The organism is Anaerosolibacter carboniphilus, from assembly GCF_014205875.1.
Taxonomy (GTDB): domain Bacteria; phylum Bacillota; class Clostridia; order Peptostreptococcales; family Thermotaleaceae; genus Anaerosolibacter; species Anaerosolibacter carboniphilus.
In genome coordinates this window covers 58,051-81,534 of the sequence record NZ_JACHEN010000002.1, presented here as the reverse complement: position 1 = coordinate 81,534, position 23,484 = coordinate 58,051, and the positions used below count along the sequence as shown (strand labels likewise).

General features: G+C 39.6%; 20 protein-coding genes. 16 read left to right on the top strand and 4 right to left on the bottom strand.

What is annotated here, in order from left to right; all coding sequences use genetic code 11:
• Positions 1 to 153 precede the first annotated feature (153 nt).
• The 6 genes from HNQ80_RS02400 (at position 154) to HNQ80_RS02375 (ending at position 7,857) form a co-directional block, all read left to right on the top strand.
• Positions 154 to 801 carry a GntR family transcriptional regulator gene (locus HNQ80_RS02400; RefSeq protein ID WP_184307819.1) on the top strand — a complete coding sequence of 216 codons (648 nt, stop codon included), beginning with the start codon at positions 154 to 156 and terminating at the stop codon, positions 799 to 801.
• 153 nt (positions 802 to 954) lie between these two features.
• A complete protein-coding gene (locus HNQ80_RS02395; RefSeq protein WP_184307817.1) occupies positions 955 to 2,142 on the top strand; it encodes a CaiB/BaiF CoA transferase family protein in 1,188 nt (395 codons plus the stop codon).
• A gap of 130 nt (positions 2,143 to 2,272) precedes the next feature.
• A complete protein-coding gene (locus HNQ80_RS02390) occupies positions 2,273 to 2,884 on the top strand; it encodes a TetR/AcrR family transcriptional regulator (RefSeq protein WP_184307815.1) in 612 nt (203 codons plus the stop codon).
• Positions 2,885 to 2,929: 45 nt separating this feature from the next.
• Positions 2,930 to 5,182, top strand: coding sequence for a HelD family protein (locus HNQ80_RS02385; protein ID WP_184307812.1), 2,253 nt, complete (start codon positions 2,930 to 2,932; stop codon positions 5,180 to 5,182).
• Positions 5,183 to 5,282: 100 nt separating this feature from the next.
• Positions 5,283 to 6,296, top strand: a complete 1,014-nt coding sequence (gene hutG / locus HNQ80_RS02380; protein ID WP_184307810.1) for a formimidoylglutamase — start codon at positions 5,283 to 5,285, stop codon at positions 6,294 to 6,296.
• 331 nt (positions 6,297 to 6,627) lie between these two features.
• Positions 6,628 to 7,857: an aminopeptidase gene (locus HNQ80_RS02375; RefSeq protein ID WP_184307808.1), complete on the top strand. Its 1,230-nt coding sequence runs from the start codon at positions 6,628 to 6,630 to the stop codon at positions 7,855 to 7,857.
• Between the two features lie 52 nt (positions 7,858 to 7,909).
• Here HNQ80_RS02375 and HNQ80_RS02370 read toward each other — a convergent pair whose 3' ends face one another.
• On the bottom strand, positions 7,910 to 8,530 hold the full coding sequence (locus tag HNQ80_RS02370; protein ID WP_184307806.1) for a glycerol-3-phosphate acyltransferase: 621 nt from the start codon (positions 8,528 to 8,530) through the stop codon (positions 7,910 to 7,912).
• A gap of 602 nt (positions 8,531 to 9,132) precedes the next feature.
• On the opposite strand from HNQ80_RS02370, the gene HNQ80_RS02365 reads away from it, so the two are divergent.
• From HNQ80_RS02365 to HNQ80_RS02355, 3 genes are read left to right on the top strand one after another with little or no spacing between them, the layout of a single operon-like run.
• On the top strand, positions 9,133 to 9,582 hold the full coding sequence (locus HNQ80_RS02365; protein ID WP_184307804.1) for a MarR family winged helix-turn-helix transcriptional regulator: 450 nt from the start codon (positions 9,133 to 9,135) through the stop codon (positions 9,580 to 9,582).
• Positions 9,583 to 9,613: 31 nt separating this feature from the next.
• Positions 9,614 to 11,341: an ABC transporter ATP-binding protein gene (locus HNQ80_RS02360; RefSeq protein WP_184307802.1), complete on the top strand. Its 1,728-nt coding sequence runs from the start codon at positions 9,614 to 9,616 to the stop codon at positions 11,339 to 11,341.
• On the top strand, positions 11,338 to 13,218 hold the full coding sequence (locus HNQ80_RS02355) for an ABC transporter ATP-binding protein (protein ID WP_184307800.1): 1,881 nt from the start codon (positions 11,338 to 11,340) through the stop codon (positions 13,216 to 13,218). The genes HNQ80_RS02360 and HNQ80_RS02355 overlap by 4 nt, the downstream gene beginning before the upstream one ends.
• A gap of 49 nt (positions 13,219 to 13,267) precedes the next feature.
• Here the strand turns inward: HNQ80_RS02355 and HNQ80_RS02350 are convergent, their stop codons facing one another.
• Positions 13,268 to 13,894 (bottom strand): GTP pyrophosphokinase, encoded by a 627-nt coding sequence (locus HNQ80_RS02350; protein ID WP_184307798.1) that lies wholly within the window; start codon positions 13,892 to 13,894, stop codon positions 13,268 to 13,270.
• Between the two features lie 268 nt (positions 13,895 to 14,162).
• On the opposite strand from HNQ80_RS02350, the gene HNQ80_RS02345 reads away from it, so the two are divergent.
• From HNQ80_RS02345 to HNQ80_RS02330, 5 genes are all read left to right on the top strand, one after another.
• Positions 14,163 to 15,194: a homoserine dehydrogenase gene (locus HNQ80_RS02345; RefSeq protein WP_184307796.1), complete on the top strand. Its 1,032-nt coding sequence runs from the start codon at positions 14,163 to 14,165 to the stop codon at positions 15,192 to 15,194.
• A 92-nt stretch (positions 15,195 to 15,286) separates the two neighbouring features.
• Positions 15,287 to 15,415, top strand: a complete 129-nt coding sequence (locus HNQ80_RS26195; protein WP_279288945.1) for a hypothetical protein — start codon at positions 15,287 to 15,289, stop codon at positions 15,413 to 15,415.
• A gap of 432 nt (positions 15,416 to 15,847) precedes the next feature.
• On the top strand, positions 15,848 to 16,825 hold the full coding sequence (locus HNQ80_RS02340; RefSeq protein WP_207726823.1) for an MBL fold metallo-hydrolase: 978 nt from the start codon (positions 15,848 to 15,850) through the stop codon (positions 16,823 to 16,825).
• 37 nt (positions 16,826 to 16,862) lie between these two features.
• Entirely contained in the window at positions 16,863 to 17,633 is a 771-nt protein-coding gene (locus HNQ80_RS02335) for a dienelactone hydrolase family protein (protein ID WP_184307794.1), read from the top strand.
• An 80-nt stretch (positions 17,634 to 17,713) separates the two neighbouring features.
• Positions 17,714 to 19,639: an ABC-F family ATP-binding cassette domain-containing protein gene (locus tag HNQ80_RS02330; protein ID WP_330602725.1), complete on the top strand. Its 1,926-nt coding sequence runs from the start codon at positions 17,714 to 17,716 to the stop codon at positions 19,637 to 19,639.
• Positions 19,640 to 19,650: 11 nt separating this feature from the next.
• Here HNQ80_RS02330 and HNQ80_RS02325 read toward each other — a convergent pair whose 3' ends face one another.
• Positions 19,651 to 20,865, bottom strand: coding sequence for an MFS transporter (locus HNQ80_RS02325; RefSeq protein WP_184307790.1), 1,215 nt, complete (start codon positions 20,863 to 20,865; stop codon positions 19,651 to 19,653).
• 175 nt (positions 20,866 to 21,040) lie between these two features.
• Here HNQ80_RS02325 and HNQ80_RS02320 point away from each other — a divergent pair, with 175 nt between their 5' ends.
• A complete protein-coding gene (locus HNQ80_RS02320; protein ID WP_184307789.1) occupies positions 21,041 to 21,862 on the top strand; it encodes an undecaprenyl-diphosphate phosphatase in 822 nt (273 codons plus the stop codon).
• A gap of 28 nt (positions 21,863 to 21,890) precedes the next feature.
• Here the strand turns inward: HNQ80_RS02320 and HNQ80_RS02315 are convergent, their stop codons facing one another.
• Positions 21,891 to 22,421 (bottom strand): MerR family transcriptional regulator, encoded by a 531-nt coding sequence (locus HNQ80_RS02315; protein ID WP_184307787.1) that lies wholly within the window; start codon positions 22,419 to 22,421, stop codon positions 21,891 to 21,893.
• A gap of 353 nt (positions 22,422 to 22,774) precedes the next feature.
• Here HNQ80_RS02315 and HNQ80_RS02310 point away from each other — a divergent pair, with 353 nt between their 5' ends.
• Positions 22,775 to 23,464, top strand: a complete 690-nt coding sequence (locus HNQ80_RS02310; RefSeq protein ID WP_184307785.1) for a GntR family transcriptional regulator — start codon at positions 22,775 to 22,777, stop codon at positions 23,462 to 23,464.
• Positions 23,465 to 23,484: the final 20 nt, after the last annotated feature.

Here is a 23,484-nt window from a genome sequence, read left to right as displayed (position 1 = left end):
TATATATGGAATTTTGAGTTGTTAAAACTGTTGCATGATTATGGCATGAAGGAACATACTAAAAGATAGATAAATGACATTTGATATCAATAAGAAGATATTTGATATTTGATATAATATATGGTAAAATTTAAATCATAAGAGGTGAGGTCAATGGATTTTCTAACAAAAAATGATATTATATATCAAAAGCTTAAAGATAAGATTATAGATGGCATGCTAAAGCCTGGAGAGAGGATTATCATTTCAGATTTGGCTGCAGAGTTCAATGTGAGTCCCATGCCCGTAAGAGAGGCCATTAAAAGACTACAACAGGATGAGTTCGTAGAAGTAATACCTCACATCGGTGCAAGGGTTGCCACTTTTGAGGTGGACAAGATGAAAGAAATCCTTCTCATTTTAACGGAACTAGAAGTATTGGCTGCCAAATTAGCGATTCCCTATATCAATGAGGGTGAAGTTAAGGAACTGGAAGCGTTGATTGGAGAAATGGAGACTGCTATAGAAGATCAAGATTACAGGGTGTATGCAGAACTCAATAAGGAGTTTCATGGATATATCTATAGTGTCAGTCCATATCATTATCTTCGTGAGTTGATTATGGGCCTATGGGAGAAATCTTCCTTTTATAGAACATTGTTCACAAAATCCAGTACCAGACCTAAGGAATCTTTAAAGGAGCATAAGGAATGGCTGGATGCCCTACGACAAAAAGACATAGAAAAATCTCAAGAGATCCTAAGAAGTCATAAGGAAAAGGCATTAGAAGTTTTCTTTCAATCCTACGAATCAGAAAAGTAACGATCATAAATTCTATGCAATAATAATTTGATCAAATATATGATATCAATATTTTGTTTGGAATTGTGTTTTTAGGATAGGAATAACATATATTGAATAGGATTTTTTTATATAAAATGCCAACAATAATGAAAAAGAAAAGGAGAGAGACATATGAAGCAGGCTTTGGAAGGTATTAAAGTACTGGATTTGACAAGAGTGCTGGCAGGACCCTATGCTACCATGGTAATGGCAGATATGGGTGCAGATGTAATTAAGATTGAAGCCCCTGAGGTGGGGGATGATTCAAGACAATTTGGACCCTATATCCAGAATGAAAGCGCCTATTTTATGAGCTTAAACCGAAATAAAAGAAGTATTACATTAAATCTAAAAGCACCTAAAGCGAAGGAACTATTTATAGAAATGGTGAAGAAGGCAGATGTGGTGGTAGAGAACTACAGACCTGGAACAATGGAGAAATTAGGCTTGGGCTATGAAGAATTAAAGAAAATAAACCCTAGAATTATCTATGCCGCTTCATCAGGATTCGGTCACTCTGGACCTTATAGCAAGAGAGCTGCTTATGATGCCGTTGTACAGGCAATGGGAGGTATCATGAGTATCACAGGACCAAAGGGTGGTAAGCCAACGAGAGTAGGTCCATCCATCGGAGATGTAACAGCAGGGTTATTTACAGCCATTGGCGTCTTGGCAGCCTTAAATTATCGTAACAATACAGGAGTAGGACAAAAGGTGGATGTGGCCATGTTAGATTGTCAGGTGGCGATCCTGGAGAATGCCATTGCCAGATATGTGGTTACGGGAGAAGCACCGAAGCCAGCAGGAAACCGTCACAGCTCCATTACGCCATTTGAGCCATTTGAAACCAGCGATGGAGAAATCATGATTGCAGCAGGAAATGATGCATTATTTGTGAAGATGTGTGAAGTATTTGGAACAGAGGAATGGGCCCAGGACGAGCGATTTAAAACCAATCCATTGAGAACGAAGCATGTAGAAGAATTGGTGCCACTGATTACTGAGGTTACAAGAACAAAAACAACAAAAGAGTGGCAGGACCTACTGGACAAGGCAGGGGTACCAAACGGACCAATCAATACGATTGATAAGGTGATGGAAGATCCTCAAGTATTGGCCAGAGATATGATCATAGAAGTAGATCATCCTGTGGCAGGCCACTTAAAAATGGCAGGAGTACCTATTAAGATGAGTGAAACCCAAGGTATCGTACGTACCCATGCACCACTGCTGGGGCAGCATACAGAAGAGATCCTAAAGGAACTATTGGGTATGAGTACAGAAGAAATTGATGCTTTAAAGAAAGAAAATATTTTCTAAAAAGTGAACATGAATAACCTGCATATGGGACGTAAACGTCCCATATGTTTTTATTTTCTAAGGGTTTACAAACGAAGAAACTCGTATATAATAAAAGAGAATGAAAAATTCGCTTTTAAGGAGGGCCATAATGGTTCAGTATAAAAAAGACGAGATCAAAGACCGGATTGATGGAGCAGCATTGAAGATATTTGCAGAAAAGGGTTATAGGGATACAAAAATATCCGAAATTGGAGAATGGGCAGGGGTTTCCATTGGAAATATCTATCGATATTACAAGAGCAAGGATGAGATTTTTGATGCCAATGTGCCGGGAAATTTTTTAGAAATAGTAAAAAAGCTGCTATGGAGTAAGATTTCCGCCATCAAGGAAACGGATGCAAAATTTGTAGAGCAGTCAGAGAGTTTTTGGCTGGTCAATCATGAGGTGATCCAATTCATGGTGGATCATCGAGAACACATGCTCATTGTCTTTCACAAAAACACAGGGACAAAATATGAAAATGCGAAGAGGGAATTGGTAGAATTTCTTTTGCATGCCCTACAGGTGATTCATCCAATTCAGTATGGACAATTTTTAGCAGAGAATAAGCAGGAGCTCGTAATAAGACTTATCTATGAGAATCTTATTCATATGACGCTGTGTATCTTACGGGATACAAAGAATATTGAAGAGGTAAGGCAGCATTTAAAATCAATTCATTCCTATCATATGTTTGGAATCATAAGTTTGTTTCGATAGCATGCCTTCGGCCATAAAATGAAATGCAAAGGAGATGGAAATTTTATGGACAGTTATCAACAAAACCTACAGGAAGAACAGCAATATCTATCTAGAACGCTAGACTTCATAGGTCATGAGCTGGATAGAGAGATTCGTACATTGCAAAATAGGAAGGATGATCTATTAAGTCTTAGAAAGGAAATGTGGGAAAATACCGTGCATTTCTCTACGGATTTTGAACGATTGACAGAAATTAGCCAATACTTGGCCGTACTCAACGGTCAAACTACCAGCTATGGAACCATCTATAAACAAATTGAAAAATATAAGAAAATGTTGGATACTCCCTATTTTGGAAGATTTGATTTCATAGAAAAGGGAGAAGCGGGGCGAGAAAAGATATATGTGGGTCTCCATAATGTGGTCGACGAAGAATCCTATGATATCTTAGTATATGATTGGAGAGCGCCGATTTCGAGCATATTTTATCAATTTGAGCTGGGAGAAGCGGCCTATCAAGCGCCCAAGGGCACTATCGAAGGAAATGTATTGCTAAAAAGACAGTATAAGATTCATCATGGGAAGCTGGATTATTTTTTTGATTGCAGTTTGAAAATTGATGATGAGATTTTACAAGAAGTTTTATGCCGTCATTCGTCTTCAAAAATGAGAAATATCGTAGAGACTATCCAAAAAGAACAGAATACGATCATCAGGGATACCAATAATGAGCTCCTTATTGTGCAAGGGGTTGCCGGAAGTGGAAAAACTTCCATTGCTCTTCATCGAATTGCATTTCTGCTTTATCATGGCATCCGTGAAAAGCTGAGCTCCAACAACATCTTAATTATTTCACCCAATGAAGTATTTAGTAAATACATCTCTGGAGTTTTGCCTGAGCTGGGAGAAGAAAATGTAGAGCAATTAACCTTTGATGTTCTGGGAACAAAGGTATCGAATGGTAGATTTAACATAGAAAAAAGAATGGAGCAGCTAGAATGGCTGATTGGTTGCCCGGCGGTGGATCTGGTAGAGCAAAGAAAGAAAAGCATTGCATTTAAAGAATCCAATATATTTGTAGAGCTTTTAAATCGTTTGCTGTTATATTATGAAAGAAATCATATTGTTTTTGAGGACGTTTACTATGCTGGCAAGGTTATTGAGACAAAAAATCTATTAAGGAATCAATTTCTCCATGATAAAATAGGAAGACCCATAGCCAAACGGTTGAAGCGAATGGAGGGAATGATCCTAGACAGAATTCATCCATTACGAAAGGAAAGGATGTTTAAGATTGAGAAGCTCGTACAAAAAATGGATGGACATGAATTTGAAATAAAATCTTTTAGTCGACTGCTTTCCATGAAGAAATCCAGTGGATTAATGAAAAAAATCCGCAGTTTTACCCAGGTGGACTACTTCCAGGTATATCGTACATTGTTTGATCAAGAGGGACTTTTAAAGAAACTGGCTCAGGGATTGGAGCTGCCAGTCGATATTGAAAGTATCATTCAATCTACGAGAGAGAATTTAGAACGGGGGCATATTCAATATGAAGATTGTGCACCCTTATTGTTTCTAAAGCTCAAAATCGAAGGAAATGACATGTTCTCGGAAATCAAGCAGGTAGTGGTGGATGAAGCTCAGGATTATGCACCTATACAGTATGCAGTTTTTGACCTTTTGTTTAAGGATGCCAGATTTACGATTTTGGGGGATATTCACCAATCTATCCATAAGGAAGTAGATATTTCTCTATACGATAACATCAATCAAATCTTTCATAAGAGGAAAGCGATTCATTTGTTTCTAAACAAAAGCTATCGCTCTTCCTATGAAATTAGTGGATTCTCTCAGAAAATATTGAATCTTCAGCAGGAGTGCATCAGCTTTGAACGTCATGAAGGAAAACCCCTCGTGCTGAAAAAGGACAGCTTAGAAAACATGGATGATGCCGTTGTAGAAGATATTCATCGGTTTATGAAGGAAGGTCAGAGAACGATTGCTGTGATCTGTAAGACCATGGAAGAATCTAGACAGCTTCACAGTCGATTGAAGACTTTTCTCGACATCAGCATCATTGCTTCAAAGGACGAAGAAATAGAGTCAGGTGCCATGATTATCCCTGGATATATGGCCAAGGGTTTAGAGTTTGATGCTGTCATTGTCTATGATGTATCAGATTGCCGTTATGCGACTGAACTAGATAGAAAACTCCTATATATTGCCTGTACAAGAGCCCTTCACCGACTGGTTATCTATTATAAGGATACAAAAAGTTCTTTTCTGCCAGATTCCTCTTATTTTCTCCTATAAGGTTGATTTTATCAATAGATATGGATGAAATTTACATTGACAGAGTTAGGTCATATCTACTAAGGTAGTAGTGGTATAGAAAACAAATTTGGAGGAAACTATGTTTGGTGAAAATTATAAAACCATAGAAGAGACAGCCTGGCAAGGGCGGATTGATAGCGAAAGCAACTATGATACCTTCCGGTGGCATCAATGGATACAACCTATGGACCTAAGAAAAGATAATTTAACACCTTTTACAGGAAAGCTGGGCTTTGCCTTTATTGGATTTTGTTGTGATGAAGGTGTAAAGCGCAACAAAGGAAGGACAGGGGCCGCCAATGGGCCTCAGAGTATTCGAAGGGAGTTATCCAACCTACCCTGTCGTTTCACGCAAGAGGTGAAGCTTTTTGATGCGGGAAATATCTATTGTGAAAATTGCACATTAGAAGAAAGCCAAGCGCTACTTGCTAATGCGGTTGAAAAGCTTTTGGGATTAAATCTTTTCCCTATTGTATTGGGAGGCGGTCATGAGGTGGCTTTTGGCCATTACCATGGGATATTGAATCACGTAAAGAAAACGAATCATAAGCCCAATATTGGTATTATTAATTTTGATGCCCACTTCGACCTGAGACCTTATCCCAATGGTGGAAGTTCAGGAACCATGTTTCGGCAGATTGCTGACCACTGTGAGGAACAGCAATTGAACTATTCCTATTTCTGTGTAGGGGTACAGAAACACAGTAATACCATCGATTTATTCAAAACAGCCGATCGATTGGGCGGAGAATATATTCTTGCCAAAGACATCATCGATGGGGATAATTGGGGGCTATTGGAAAGATTCGATCATTTTATGAAAAATAATGATCATATCTATATGACCATATGTGCCGATGTATTTTCATCAGCCTTTGCACCAGGGGTTAGTGCTACACAACCTGTAGGGTTAGATCCAGAAAAAGTGATAAAGTTTATGAAATATATATTGAAGTCCGATAAGGTGGTAAGTTTTGATATTGCTGAAGTATCACCACGATTTGACCAAGACAACACGACGGCAAACCTAGCGAAGGTACTGATTTTCTCTGTCATTGATACATTATGTCAGGCCCATAATTTGTCCCTGTAAACAAAGGTAACGGTTGGACAGGGGCGTCCAACCCTACAAAACCACAGAAAATCATGTTTTCTGTAGGGAACGACAGCCCCCATCGTTCCGAAAAAGATAGGAATTCAAAGCCACGGAACGGCGAGGGCCGCTCCCTGCGATATGGCACAACTTTTATCTAATACGAACCATAAAAAGAAGGGTAGCAGATGCGGCCCTTCTTTTATACCGCCCAAAACCAATAGGATTCTTCTAAAGAAATGGTATGTTTTTACAATAGTATGATATAATCTTACTTATGAGGAAAATATAGGAACAAAGGGTCTATATAAAGAGTGAAAGGGGTTTTATCATGGATCAGGCTTTGTTGGAAAAATATGCTCGATTGCTCGTAAAAACAGGGATTAACATTCAAAAAGATCAGATTTTAGTGATTACATCTCCCATAGAGTGCGCCTCCTTTGCCAGATTGGTTGCCCAAATTGCCTATGAAGAAGGGGCAAGGGATGTGGTGATGAATTGGAGAGATGAATTGTTTTCAAAGATTAGATTTATGCATGGACCAGAGGAGATTTTTGAAGAATTTCCTTCATGGCAGCAGGAGTTATACATATCTCATGTGCGCCAAGGAGCAGCGTTCTTGACGATCTCTGCTTCTGATCCTGAACTGATGAAGGACGTTGATCCGGATAGAATGATGAAGGCGGAAAAGGCTCGTAGTACTGCTTTAAAAGAATATTATGAAAAACTGATGGCCAATAAAAATGTATGGTGTGTCGCATCTATTCCAACACAATCCTGGGCCATGAAGGTCTTCCCAGAACTGATGGAAGATGAAGCTGTAGAAGAACTTTGGAATGCTATATTCAGAACAGTGAGGGCGGATCAAGAAGACCCTGTGGCATCCTGGAAAGCCCACAAAAGTAATTTGAAAAAGAGAATGGAGTTCTTAAATTCAAATCAATTCAAGCTTCTTCATTACAAAAATGCTTTGGGTACAGATTTAAAGATTGAACTTCCAGAAGGCCATCTATGGCTTGGAGGGTCGGAGTATACCCCTGGAGGAGTGGAATTTATCGCCAATATGCCTACAGAAGAAATTTTTACTTTGCCGAAAAAGACGGGTGTTAATGGAACAGTAGTAAGTTCTATGCCCTTAAACCACAATGGCAATTTGATTGAGGAATTCTCGTTTACCTTCAAGGATGGAAAGATCATAGATTTCCAAGCAAAGAAGGGATATGATATTCTAAAGAAGCTGCTTGAAACGGACGAAGGCGCATTATATCTTGGAGAGGTTGCCCTTGTTCCCTATGATTCTCCAATTTCAAACTTAAATATATTATTCTATAACACTCTTTTTGATGAAAATGCTTCCTGTCACTTGGCCATTGGAAAAGCATATCCTGTATGTATAAAAGATGGAGAAAATATGTCTCAGGAAGAGTTAATAAGATCAGGGGTAAATGATTCTCTTACCCATGAGGACTTTATGATTGGAACCGCAGATTTAGAGATCATAGGTACTACCATAGATGGACGAGAAATACCTATATTTAAGAACGGTAACTTTGCATTTTAATAGAAGAGGACGAATTCATCTGAATTCGTCCTCTTCTATTAAAATGCTGTCATTATTTCTTTAAAGCCTTTCGCAGGCCGCTCTCTGTACCACGGCGAATGTTGTGGATATTAGGGATATGCTTATAGATACTTTGGGCAGCAATGACCAATGCTATGATGACGCAACCTATACTGTATTGAAAATACAAAGTGGAAAGCACCAAAACAATGAGGAGGCCAATGGTGCCTAAGGCGATATAATCAGTGACAATAGTAACAATCAAGATGGCAATAATACATAAGAGGGCGATGCGGCCATCGATAGCTACGAGCATACCGATGAGGGATGCCGTTCCCTTTCCACCTTTGAAGCCCATGTAAAAGGGATAATTATGGCCTAAGATGACAAACAAGCCATTTAGATAGAGGAAAAAGGGAAGCTGTTCAGGCCTTACGCTGCCTTGTAAAAGGACTTTCATAATAAGTATAGAGAGGGTAGCTTTTCCGATATCGACGAGGGCCACCACGATGCCAAACTTCCACCCTAAAGTATTGACGGCATTAGAGGCGCCAGCGTTGCCATTTCCTAAACTACGTATATCTACTTTTTTAACGATCTTACCCAGAATATAGGAGGCCTGAAAGCACCCAAAGATATAACCAATTAACACAGTAAGAATATAAGATTGCATGGAATAACCTCCTTGATAATGTTTTTTATATCAAGGAAATTTTGGGTTTTGATTTCCTTGATATGGGGGATTTTTAAAGGGGTTCACCCCATAGTACTGTCTTTATGATATAAAATTATAGCGGGAATATTCTCTATCAAAGAGAATCCACTTTTTGAATTAATTTAAGTAATAGAGATTTTGAGAGTCTTACTCGAAGAAATCTCTATTACGACATGAGCATTTGCGGAGCAATTTGCGATTTTTATGTCTAATAATTGGAGGGTTACAGCGAAGCGTCATAGGGCGAGTGGCATCACGAAGAAGTGATGCCGTGCTACGAGCGCCGCCGAGACGGTGAGGCGGCCGGGTGCAAAGCACCTATTAGTTCCCTGTGAAGAACAAAAGCATTTCCTTCATCTTAAATCATGAAATGCTTTTGTTCCTATTATATCATATACGTGGGGATTGCAATATTGTCTTCGGAATAGCATAAAATAATGCTATACAAAGCACGAAATTGTAATGAGAAGAGGCAGAAAATATGGTATTGCTTGACAGGATAACAATATAGTTTTATAATAAAACTGTTCGCATATAAAACAAATAGAAGGTGGATAACAATGGAAGAGATAAAAACCAATATCCCAGAACAGCTTCAGTATCTGCTTAAAAAAATACACATGAATATGAGGCATGCCATGATGAAAGAGATGGACAGTAGTCATTTGACCATGCATCAGGTGTTTATCATGAAGATGATTAAAAAGCACCCTGAAACCAACTTAACCACCTTGTGCAATCATCTGAGCTTAGCCAAGAGTTCCTTAAGCTTAACGGTGAACAGACTGGTTGATGAGGGCTATCTGCAAAGAATAGAGAATAAAGAGGATCGAAGAAATATATACTTTGTTCTTTCAGACTTGGGTGAAAAGGTATTTAATGAGATGCGAGAAAAGAATAGAGAGCTTTTCAGTGAATTGGTGGATGGATTAAGCCCTGAGGAGTTAGTCGAAATTGAAGCACAGCTTTTGAAATTAAATGAGACCATAGAAAAAAATATGAAAGACTGAGAGTAGTTATATGGAATGGAGCGGATAAAGGATGGTACAATTACTCAAATTTTTAAGACCGTATATAACCACAGTAGCGATTGTTTTGATTCTTTTGTTCTTCCAATCTCTGGGGGAACTATATTTGCCCACTTTGATGTCGGATATCGTAGACAAGGGTATTGTCAATGGAGATACTCCTTATATTTTGAAAATCGGCGGGCTTATGCTTCTTGTGGCGTTAGGTGGAACGATTTGTTCCATTACGGCTACATTTTTGTCATCAAAAACGGCAGCCGCTTTTAGCAGGGATCTCCGTGGCAAGGTTTTTTCTAGAGTAGAAACCTATTCACTTCACGAATTTGACAAGATAGGTACAGCCTCTCTCATCACTAGAACAACCAATGATATCAATCAAGTGCAGCAGGTGATGATCATGGGCTTACGGATGATGGTCAGTGCGCCCATGATGTGCATTGGTGGTATCATTATGGCGGTATCAAAGGATGCAAAGCTGTCGTTGATCTTCGTAGTTGTGATTCCAGCGCTTGCAGCATTGATTTTTTCCGTAGCCCGAAAAGCATTGCCTCTTTTTAAAGTGATGCAGGGAAAATTGGATAAATTAAATCTTGTTCTTCGAGAGAACTTGATCGGTATCCGGGTAATTCGTGCTTTTAATCGTGTTGATCATGAAAAAAAGCGTTTTAATGATGCAAATCGGGATCTAACAGAAAATGCCATTCGTGTAAATAAAATCATAGCTGCTATTATGCCCATGATGATGCTGGTAATGAACTTTACAACCATTGCCATCATCTGGTTTGGGAGTGTTCGTATTGACAATGGAAACATGCAGGTAGGCGATATGATGGCATTTATTCAATATGCCATGCAGATTATGTTCTCCCTCATCATGGTTTCCATGATGTTCGTGATGGTTCCCAGAGCCTCAGCCTCGGCGGTGAGAATCAATGAAGTATTAGACATGGTTCCTGAGATTGTAGATGCGGATGAGATCAAGGAAATGGACCGTAAAAAAGGCTTTGTGGAGTTCAGAAATGTAAATTTTTACTATCCAGGGGCAGAGCAGCCAGCCCTTCAAGATATTACATTCCATGTAGGTCCTGGAGAGATAACGGCCATCATTGGGGGTACAGGTTCGGGAAAATCAACACTAATCAACTTGATTACAAGGTTTTATGATGTGAATGCGGGGAGTATCTTAGTGGATGGTGTGGATGTCCGTGAAATGTCTCAGGAGAGCCTCAGAGCTAAAATTGGGTTGGTTCCTCAAAAAGCTGTGCTTTTTACGGGCACGGTTGCAGACAATATCCGATATGGTAAGGAAAGTGCATCGGATGAAGAGATTAGACGAGCAGCCGAAACTGCCCAAGCTATGGAGTTCATATCTGGTATGGAGAATGGTTTTGAATCTATTCTTGCCCAGGGAGGAAATAATGTTTCAGGAGGACAAAAGCAGCGTCTTGCTATTGCCCGAGCATTAGTTAGAAGACCTGAAATATATATTTTCGACGATAGCTTTTCTGCCTTAGACTTCAAAACTGATGCAAAGCTCCGAGCTGCTCTTAAAAGAGAAACCAAGGAAGCTACTTTATTGATTGTGGCACAGCGGGTTAGCACGGTTATTGATGCAGATCGTATTATCGTGTTAGATGATGGCAAAATTGTGGGAATGGGCAATCATAAGGAGCTCTTGAAGGGGTGTATGGTTTATCGTGAGATCGTAACGTCACAGCTTTCAGAGGAGGAAATCGCATGAGTGAACAACGGGAAGGCTATAGAGGTGGTAGAAGACTCGGCGGCGGGCCTATGGGGCATGGTATGGGAATGCCTGGAGAAAAGGCGAAGGATTTTAAGGGCACGCTAAAGAGGCTCCTTGTGTATTTAAAACCCAGGGGCTTCCAGCTGTTAGCCGTAACTTTTATGGCAATTCTGAGCACAACCTTTAGTATCTTTAGCCCAAAGGTGATGGGAAAAGCTACCACCAAATTGTTTGAAGGGATCATGATAAAAATGAGGGGTGTCCCAGGGGCAAAGATTGACTTTAACTATATCCTTCAGATCCTATTGATCCTAGGGGTACTATATGTAATCAGTACTGTTTTTACCTATATCCAGCAATTTATCATGGCGGGTGTAGCCCAAAAAACTGTCTATGATATACGGGAAGATGTAAATGGTAAGCTTGCGCGGCTGCCTTTAAAATTCTTTGATTCTCGTACCCATGGGGAAATTCTAAGTCGTGTTACCAATGACATTGATAACATAGGGAGTACGTTGCAGCAAAGCATGACCCAGCTCATCACATCAGTTATCACTCTGGTAGGGATTGTGGTAATGATGTTATCCATCAGTCCGATGATGACGTTGATCTGCGTGGTGACCTTGCCTTTATATGTAACAGTAACAAAAGCGGTAACATCCCGTTCACAAAAATATTTTACAGGGCAGCAAAAGGCCCTTGGAGAACTAAATGGTCATGTAGAGGAGATGTATACAGGCCATACCATTGTAAAGGCCTTTGGTCACGAGAAAAAATCCATTGAAAAGTTTAATCAAATCAATGACCAGCTCTATCAAGCGGGTCGGAAAGCCCAGTTTATATCAGGGATCATCATGCCTTTGATGAGCTTTATCAATAACATTGGCTATGTATTTGTATGTGTGGTCGGGGGAATCCTTGTAACGAAACAGAGAATTCAAATCGGAGATATTCAGGCGTTTATACAATACTCAAGGCAGTTTACCCAACCGATTATACAGACAGCCAATATTGCCAACATCCTTCAATCTACAGTGGCTTCGGCAGAACGTGTTTTTGAGCTGCTAGATGAGGTAGAGGAGGTATCAGATGCTATAGATGCAAAGGAAATTACTTCTCCCAAGGGTGAGGTTCAGTTCAAAAATGTGCAATTCGGCTATAAGGAAGATACGATGTTGATGGAAAATCTGAATATCGATGTAAAGCAGGGGCAAACCGTGGCTATTGTGGGGCCCACGGGGGCAGGGAAAACAACCCTTGTAAATCTCTTAATGCGTTTTTATGAGATTAATAATGGGAAAATTACGATAGATGGGATAGATATTCGAAACATAAAGAGAGGAAATCTGCGCAGTATTTTTGGTATGGTACTTCAAGACACTTGGCTTTTTCATGGAACCATTCGGGAAAACATAGGCTATGGTCGACAGGACGCCAGCGAGGAAGAGATCATTCAGGCAGCAAAGGCTGCTCGTGCTCATCATTTTATTCGAACCCTTCCAGATGGATATGATACCCTACTGAATGAGGAGGCTTCCAATATCTCCCAAGGACAAAAACAGCTGCTGACCATTGCTCGAGCTATACTTGCTGATCCGGCAATTTTGATACTGGATGAAGCCACCAGCAGTGTAGATACGAGAACAGAGGTAAATATACAAAAAGCCATGGGAGAGCTGATGAAGGGAAGAACCAGTTTTGTCATTGCCCATAGATTGTCTACGATTCGTAATGCAGATCTGATTTTGGTCATGAATAACGGCAGTGTTATTGAAAAGGGCAAGCATCAAGAACTCTTAGCAAAAGGGGGCTTTTATGCAGACCTTTATAATAGCCAGTTTACAGGTGAAAGTTCAGATGAACAAGCGAGCTAGTATAAAGTCCTCAATATAAATAGCGCATGGGATAAAAAACTCCCATGCGCTATTTATATTGGGCCATGACATTTCGAATAGAAAGCATACGATGATCAAGGTTTGAAACGACGTCAGCACACTCTTTCAATTGATCGGTGATTCCTTCAGGAACAGCTTTGTTAAATTTATAAAAGATTTTATGTTCTAGGCTGGCCCAGAAATCCATAGCAATGGTACGGATTTGTATTTCTACCTTGACTGGCTCCGCTCGATCAGACAGAAAAATGGGAACTTCAACGATGAGATGGAGACTTTGATAGCCATTGGGTTTTGGCGTTTTGATATAGTCCTTCACCTCTATAATTTTCACATCGCTCTGCTTCTTGATCAACTCATAGATGGTATAGATATCCGATGTAAAGGAGCAAATGATTCGAATGCCCGCGATATCATGGATATATTCCTTTGCATTCTCAAGAGTGACATCATACCCCTTACGCTTTAGTTTGCCGATAATGCTGTCTGTTGTTTTCACTCTGGATTTGATATGCTCAATTGGGTTATGGGCATGAATAAACTGAAATTCCTCATTCAAAATGTTTAACTTAGTATCGATTTCCTTAAGGGCAAATTTATAAATAAGTATCAGATTATTCCATTCAGCTACATCCCTCGGTATTTCCATGGCTTCCATGACAAAATCACTCCTGTTTTATAAATATGAAAATTAGTATTTCATGGACTACTTTCATTATAACACATGTCGAAATTTGTTTTTTTATGATCTATCTATATTTTAGAATACAATAAAAGGACCTATATGTAAAGTTTTCCAGTGGTTTTCAGAAATAGATAAGGATAAAGGTCTTAAAAGATTCTAAAAAGAGTATAGGGCAATAGGCAGGAAACCTTGAAATACAAATAGAAATTAATTTAGATATCCTTGATAGAGGGGGAGAACAATGAAAACATTAAAAATTGCAATGGTAGGCTTTGGAAATGCAGGAAAAGCACTAGCAAGAATTATATTAGATAAACAAAAGGAATTAAGTGGAACGCTGGAATGGGAGCTGAAAATAGTAGCCATTACCACAGGCAGCAGAGGAAATCTGGTGGATGAGAAAGGGATAGATTTGAATAGGGCTCTTCAAGATTTGGAAAGGCAAGGATCCTTTGATAGGCAATGGGAAGCTTATCGAGAGTGGAGTACCATGGAAATCATAGAGAGGGTAGACTATGATGTATTGATCGAAATTTCACCCTTGAATATTTTTACAGGACAACCAGCCATAGAGCATATAAACACAGCCTTTGGCAGAAGGAAACATGTCATCACTGCCAATAAGGGACCCATTGCATGGGCATATCATGAGCTAATAAGTATGGCGGAGAAACAAAGGGTACATTTCTTTCATGAAACAACAGTCATGGATGGTACGCCTGTGTTTAATCTTGTGGACGAAACCCTGCCCATGTGCAGGGTAACAGGAATAAAAGGAATCCTCAATACAACGACCAACTTTATCCTGGAGGAAATGGCTGAGGGAAAAAGTTTTGAAGATGCTGTGGAAGAGGGAAAAAGAAGGGGTTTTGTGGAAGCAGATCCTTCCATGGATATTGAAGGATGGGATGCGGCTGCAAAAACTGCTGCCCTGTTGAATGTATTGATGCATGCCAATATAACACCAAGGGATATTCAAAGAAAGGGTATAGAGGACATTACCCATGAGGATATTCTAAGGGCCCAACGAGAGGGAAAAGTAATCAAGCTGATCTGCCAAGGGCGGGTGGAAAACGGACAGGTTGTAGGTGTGGTGAAACCTATGGAGATTTCAAAAGATCATGTTTTTGCCAGCGTAACAGGAACTTCGTCTATATTGTCCATTAAGACAGATCTAATGGGAGAATTGACAATTATTGAACATGACCCTGAAATTGAACAAACGGGTTATGGCTTGTTCAGTGATTTGCTGAGGCTAATTCGTAAATTGTAAACAGATAGATAAAGTATGGTAGCTGTAGAAAAACACGACACAGCGATAACGGTTGGACAGGGTCGTCCAACCCTACGATAGATCAATTCATCATGGATTTATGTAGGGAACGACGACTCTGTCGTTCCGTAGGTATAGATAAAAACCAAGAAACGGTAAGGACACTGATTCCTACAAATAAAAGAATAGGCAGAAAGTATACAAAAGCCAGTTTATTTTAGGATAAACTGGCTTTTGTATACCATTAAGCTATAATAGTATTAGGAGATAGATTGTTTGAGAAAATAGCATAAAAAAATCGAGAATTTGATGGATGGGTCGGCATTAAAGGGGGACTAAAATACCGGGGCATCAAGTTCTCGATAATCATAGTATTGACAGGTTTCACGACCTTATACATAAATAGCGAAAAATTATTTAAAAATCTTCAAAAAATCATAGGGGGTTTCTACCAACTGGATAGAAACCCTATTTAAAAGGAGATGGGGGTTATCTCTTCACAACTATATTTTATAGTATATCTCTGGAAAAACTATGAAGAAATCATGAATTAAGTATGAAGAAAATGCAACATTTTCTGAATTAGAAAGAAATGTACATGGATTCCTTATAATAAATAGGCAAATCTTAACGAAGGAGAAGGTGAATACATAATGATACAAGTATATCCAAATATCTATCAACTGGAAATTCCACTACCCAACAATCCATTAAAGGCGATCAATAGTTATATCATCGTTTCAGAAGATAGGAACTTAATCATCGATACGGGATTCAACATCGAGATTTGTAGGGATGCATTGATGAAAGGGGTTCAGGAGCTAGGTATAGATTTGAAAAAAACTAATCTGTTGATTACTCACTTGCACTCAGACCATTCAGGCCTTGCTGCAGCCTTAAACCAAGAAGGTGTTAAGGTATATGCTGGAGCGATTGATGGCAATATGATCAACGAGATGACAAAACGTGAATATTGGGAGAAGTTCGAAGCATATAATACTCTGTTTGGGCTAGGAAAGGATGGTATCTCCTTTGAAGAGCATCCAGGATATAAATATAGCCCGAAGAAACCTATTGATTTTGATTCTCTAAGGGAAGGGGATATACTGGACCTAGGAGAATATGTTTTCCAAGTAGTGGACATACCAGGACATACGCCGGGCCATATTGGACTTTATGAGAGAAAACATAAGCTATTTTTCGGTGGAGATCATATTTTAGATAAAATTACACCGAATATCGCTTTTTGGGGATTCGATCAGGATATTTTATCTGTCTATTTCAACAGTTTGAAAAAGGTGTATGGATATGATATCGATTATCTTTTTACAGCTCATCGCAATGTACTAAGGGATCATAAACGACGTATTGATGAGCTTTTACAGCATCATAAGAAACGGCTGGATGAGATCATGGAAATTATCAAGAATGAGAGAAGGACAGTTCGAGACATAGCGGCACGGATGCATTGGGATTTACGATATGATACTTGGGAAGATTTTCCGGGACCTCAGAAATGGTTTGCAGCGGGGGAAGCCATGTCTCATTTAGAGCACTTGGTATCGGTGGGTGCGGCTGAAAAGGCCAAGGAGAATGGCATACTATATTATCAGCAAAAGCCTTCGTTCTAGCATAGGAAGAATGAGGAGAGATAAGGAGGAACTGGACATGATGTTTTCTTTTGAAAACGAATTTGTTACCATAGAGCGGATTGAGGTTGAAGAAATACCTTGTTTAAAAATTAGGGCCAAAGGTAGTCAAGGGCAAATGCCAACGGTAATTTATTACCATGGCTGGAGTTCTAGCAAAGAGTACCAAAGATTCAGAGGAGTTTCTCTCGCGGCCTATGGATATCAAGTAATTTTACCCGATGCCCTGCATCATGGGGAGAGAAATCCCATACAGCATAGCGACCCCAAAATGATGGAAGAATATTTTTGGAAGGTTGTACTTCAGAATGTGGAGGAATCCAGGGCACTGATCCGTGGTCTTGTTGAAAATCACAGCGCGGATCCTCAACGGATAGGCGTCATGGGAAGTTCCATGGGTGGTTTCAGTGCATCGGGTATATTCGTCCATAATCCTGACTTGAAGTGTCTGGTAAATTTCAATGGCTCTTGTGCTTGGGCAAAGTCAGAGGAGATCTTCCGAAAAAGAGGAAAAATACCATCCGCAGATCCATCCCACATCGCGGTGCTTGCCCAGTATGATCCGCTGCAGCAAAAGGAAGCCCTTAAGGGAAGACCTATTCTGATGCTTCATGGGGATGCGGATTCATCTGTGCCTATTGATTGTCAGCGGGTATTCTATCAAAAGGTGTCATCCCTATATAAGGATGCACCAGAGAAATTAAAATTTCAGGAAATTCCCAGAATGGATCATTATATCAGCACAGGTATGTTGGAGGAAGCCATCATCTGGCTAAAAAAGTATTTGTAATATCATTTGAATGCATTATTGGCTAGTGATTGAAAAATTTGCGCTTTCATGCAGTATATGTTATAAGTAAATAAAAACCAATGAACATAAGGAAAGGGAGCACCATGAATCTTTTAAATGTAGAAAATGTTTCGAAAAGCTATAGTGAGAAACCACTATTAAATCATATAAATCTAGGAATCAACGAAGGGGATAAAATTGGTGTCATTGGCATCAATGGAACAGGAAAAAGTACATTGCTGAAGATTATTGCTGGAATTGAAGTGTCTGATGAGGGCAGGGTCATGAAGGGCAGTTCCGTGGTGATAGAATATCTGTCTCAAAATCCTTATTTCGATCCTGAGGCCAATGTTCTTACCCAGGTGTTTAAGGGGGAGTCACCGGTGATGAAGGCCCTTCGAGAATATGAAGAAGCCATACAGAATCCAGATACTCCTAATGAAAAAATCATAAAGCTCAGCCACGATATGGACACCATGAATGGCTGGAGCATCGAGAGTGAGGCAAAAACAGTTTTGACAAAGCTTGGGATCACAGATTTTCAAGCAAAGGTAGGTACGTTGTCGGGAGGTCAGAAAAAACGGATTGCCTTGGCGGCGGCCTTAATTAATCCATCGGATTTATTGATTTTAGATGAGCCTACAAACCATCTGGATAATGATACCATTGATTGGCTTGAACAGTATCTTAACAAAAGAAAGGGCGCTCTCCTCATGATCACCCATGACCGATACTTTCTAGATAGAGTGGTCAATGAGATTATTGAGCTGGATCAAGGCAGCTTGTACCTATACAAAGGGAACTATAATAATTTCTTGGAGAAGAAGCTGGAGCGGGAGGAGATGGAGGCTGCGACGGAAAGAAAGCGCCAAAGTCTACTGCGGAATGAACTGGCATGGATCAGGCGGGGTGCAAGAGCTAGAAGTACGAAACAAAAAGCAAGAATTGAGCGGTTTGAAAAACTGAAGGAGGCAGGTATAGATCTCAATGAGGAGAAATTAGAGATCTCTGTGGCCAGCAGTCGATTAGGAAGAAAAGTCATCGAGTTAGCCCATGTTTCCAAGGCCTTCGATGATAAGGAAGTAATCCATGATTTTAGCTATACGGTCTTACGGGATGATCGAATAGGTATCATAGGACCGAATGGAATGGGCAAGTCTACTCTGATTAACCTGCTGGCAGGAATCCTTCAACCAGATCAAGGAAAGATTGAAGTGGGAGAAACGGTGAAAATCGGTATGTTTGCCCAAGAAACTTCCCATATGGATGATGACCTAAGGGTGATTGAATATATCCGAGAAGGTGCAGAATTTGTGAGAACGGCAGACGGGGAACGAATCAGTGCTTCTCAAATGCTGGAAAGGTTTTTGTTTCCCCCTGGGTTGCAATGGACACCTATTGGCAGGCTTTCCGGGGGTGAAAGAAGAAGGCTGCATCTCTTAAGAATCCTCATGGAAGCACCCAATGTACTGCTGTTAGATGAGCCAACCAATGATTTGGATATAGAAACCCTGACCATTCTAGAGGACTATCTGGAATATTTTTCGGGAGCAGTGATCGCTGTCTCTCATGATCGCTATTTCCTGGATAAAATAGCAGATAAGATCTTTGCTTTTAAGGGGCGGGGAAGAATACAGCAATATACCGGAAACTATAGCGACTACAAGGAAAGCAGCATCCATGAAGCAGACAATGACGTTGTAGAAAAAGATACCACAACGAAGAAAGCCGATGCTTCAAACAAGGGAGATAGAGGGAGAGAGAAGGAAAAGCCATTAAAATTCTCATTCAAGGAGCAGCGAGAATATGAGGAGATAGATGATGTTATTGCCGATCTTGAGCGAAAGATTCAAGAGACAGAAGAAAAACTCGATAATGCGGCCACAGACTATACCCTCTTACAGCAGCTATCTGCAGAGAAGGAAGCGTTAGAAAGGCAATTGGAAGAAAAAATGGAGAGATGGATGTATCTCAATGAATTGGCTGAAAAGATTGAGAAAAAATAGTGGCCGCGCAGTTATTGCGCGGCTGTTTTGTATGATCCCATGAGGGTGGTGCCGACCAGCAATAGACAAGCTCCAGAAATAAGCATTAAAAGAGAGATAGACAGATAATTGAGCAATAACCCAAATAAACCATAGGACAGGGGAAGAGATACATTGCCAACCATAGAGGAAATGCTAAATATACGTCCTGTCATGGTATCAGGGGTGTGGAGTTGCAAGAGAGATCTCCAATAGATGGATGCATTTGCAATGGCTGTACCTATCAAGAATACCAATAGCATATAAGGGGGCAGGGATAAACCTACCATAGCTCTGGCAACACCTATAGATGCAAATAAAACACCCATGAGAAGAATGATATAAAAAAGATTTTTTTCTTGGGTAATATTTTTAATTTTTCTATGGATATAGGTGGCACCAAGAAACATACCTACACCTAGCATCATTTCTAGATTGCCGAGGTTTTGAACACTGTTGTCTCCTAGCTCTTTTGCCAGAAAGGGCAGAACAACCATGAGACAGCCTACGAATAAGTGGGTAATACCTATGATGCTAATGATAAGGATAAGATTTGGCCGGTGGAATAAAAATTTCACTCCCTCTTTCATCTCGAACCATAGGCTGTTTTGTCTTATATGGGAATCATGAGTCTTTGAGAATGTTATGAAACACTCGAAGAAGGCAGAGATCAAGTAGGAGAGGCCATTCATAAGAAAGACCCAAGTAAATCCCAGAAGGCTTACAGACATGGCACCGAATATGGGTCCAATAATCGTACTAAAGGCGGTGACCATTTCACCTAGGGCATTGGCTTTGGAAAGCTGATCCTTGGTGACCAATTGGGGAATAATGGCTTGCGCTGTTGGATCAAAAAAGGCCGATGCCAAGGAGATTATGATTGAGGCTAAGAAAATATGCCATAAGGCCAGGACATCCCAAGTAGAAAGTAAGGCAGTAACTACAACCAAAAGACCTCTGACAATGTCACTTATGATGATGATGTGCTTTCGATTCCAACGATCGATCAGTGTGCCCGCAAAGGGGCCCAGGAGAAGTCCAGGAAGGGTAGATGCTGCCATAAAAAAACCCATGGTTGCAGGGGAATGGGTCTTTTGTAGGATCCACCATGCAAGGGCGATACCATAGAATTTATCACCTACTTGGGATACGATTTTTCCAGTCCACAACAGAAAAAAGTTTTTATTTATAAAAAAATTATTTATCATTTTTTCATCCTCCTTTGATATAATTTGTGTGGTGATACCAGCATAAACTATAAAGCTATAGTCAGGTCAACGGATTTTTACATATTTACATAAATAAAGGAAGTGTTAAGGAAGGATGAAAGTATATGAAAATAGCGTTAAGACGCATAGAAGATAATACATGGGAGGAATCAAGATGGAATGGATAGAGATTTTGAAGGCCATTATACTGGGGATTGTCCAGGGAATTACGGAATGGCTTCCAGTGAGCAGTACAGGGCACCTTATATTGGTGGAAGAAGTGTTTAAGTTTAGGCTTTCTCCAGCCTTCGTGAGTACATTTCTCGTCGTGATCCAATTTGGATCAATTTTGGCTGTAATCGTCTTGTTCTTTAAAAAGTTAAATCCCTTTGACCCCCATAAAAGGGGTCAGGAGAGAAGAGAGACCATAAGCATTTGGTTTAAAATTATTGTGGCTACAGTACCTGCTGGTGTCGTAGGGACACTATTTGAAGATGCCATAGAGGAGCTATTATATAATCCTGTGACTGTAGCTTTAACATTGATCATCTATGGTGTACTATTTATTGTTATAGAAAATTTGAATAAAAGATCTAGAATCAACACATTTCAACAGCTAAGCTATGGAACAGCCATAGGAATAGGACTATTTCAGATATTGGCATTGGTGCCGGGCACATCCAGGTCTGGTGCCACCATCATAGGGGCAGTTTTGCTAGGGACATCCAGATACATCGCAGCAGAGTTTTCATTTTTCCTAGCTATACCCATTATGTTGGGGGCAAGTACTTTGAAATTAATAAAGGCGGGTCTAGGCTTCAACAGCTTAGAATGGATAGCCTTAGGGACAGGCTCATTGGTTGCTTTCATCGTTTCGATATTTGCCATCAAGTTTTTGATGGACTATATCAAGAAACATGACTTCAAAGTATTCGGATATTATCGGATTGTGCTTGGAATCATCGTTCTGATATATTTTCAGTTTATAGCAGTATAAGCAAAAGTTTAGAAACAAACTTGGGGATTTATTCTGATGAAAGCTTCCTTGCCTGTTCTCGAATGGATAGAATTTCTTCAGCAGAAATCCCTAAAAATTCTAAAAAGTTCTGATGCTCTTGGGGGTAAAGTCTTTCAAATTCTCTGTGGAGCTTATCCATTTCTGCGTCGTTGAGCCCGGTATTGCGCAGGACAGAAACAAAACTATTCTTACTTGGTGTTGAAGGTTCATCAGAAGCTTTGTTTTTTAGCATTCCTACGATGAGCTGACGCTGCATTTCCAGTTTTTTTATATCTTGATTTAATGTGATCAGCCGCTTTTCTAATATATTATCCAGACTGGTTTTTGAAGAATCGAGAATCAGTTTGATATCTTCTAAAGGAACACCAGCCTCTCGATACATGGATATTAATTCTAACTTTCGGATACTATCTTCGCCATAGATTCGGTAGTTGCTATGGGTTCGATCATGGGCATTGAGCAAGCCGATGGCATCATAATAGAGTAATGTACTTCTGGAGAGATTGAACTTTTTAGCAATTTGGCCGATGGTATACATATTTGACACACCCTTTCTATGAGAGATGTATAAGAGATCGTATTCAAAACATTTTACAGGATTCCTTTCTAAAATGGAAGGGTCTTTTTAATGATACGGATGTAATGATGAATGTAACCAATGTAGAGCTCAATATCCATAAAAAGGATAGATAATTTTATATAAAAAGCATCTTTACAAATGGAATGAGGATGTGCTAAACTTACATTATCAACTTGCATGCAAGAATTCAAGAGTTCAAGAGATCAAGAATGTAAGTCTTGCTATTTGCATAGAATAGATTTATTATTTTAGTTGGAACTCTCATTGGAAGAAGAGAGTCCCAATTAAAAATCTGATAAGTAGGTGGTAGCATGACAAATTCACATTTTAAAGGTATGAACAGTGACGAGATTTATTATGCATTAAAGGAAGACATTCTGAATCTTAGACTTGAACCAGGTCAGCTCATTAGTGAAAATGAGATTTCAAAAAAATATAATGTGTCTAGAACGCCTGTAAAGACTGCGTTCTTAAGACTTAGCAGTGAGAAGTTTATAGAAATTGTCCCTCAAAAGGGTACCTATGTTACATTGCTGGATATGGAATTGATTAAGGAAATCATTTATATGCGGAATGTCCTTGAAAGTACAGTTATAAAAGGTGTCATTGGGAATATTCCTGAGGAAATCCTTTGCAAATTGGAAGAGAATCTAAAAAGGCAGGGAGCACTGGTGAGCAAACCAGATATAGATCCTACGGAGTTTTATCGTATAGACAGCCAGTTCCATGGTATTCTGTTTGATTTTGCAGGGAAAACGAAGCTTTGGGAGATTATCCAGGAATTTCAGGTATATTACACAAGATTTAGAATGTTAGATATTGTTGCTGTAGGTAAGTTTGACAGATTGTATGAAGAACATTGCGAGTTGTTTGAGATCATCAAGAATGGTAGGGTTGACAAGTTGGATGAGATGATGGATCGTCATCTTCACGGCAATATAAACAGGCTTGGAGATAAGATATACAATGAGCTAAAGGACTACTTCATTCAAAAAAGATAGGGCAGTTGTTTGAAAAATAT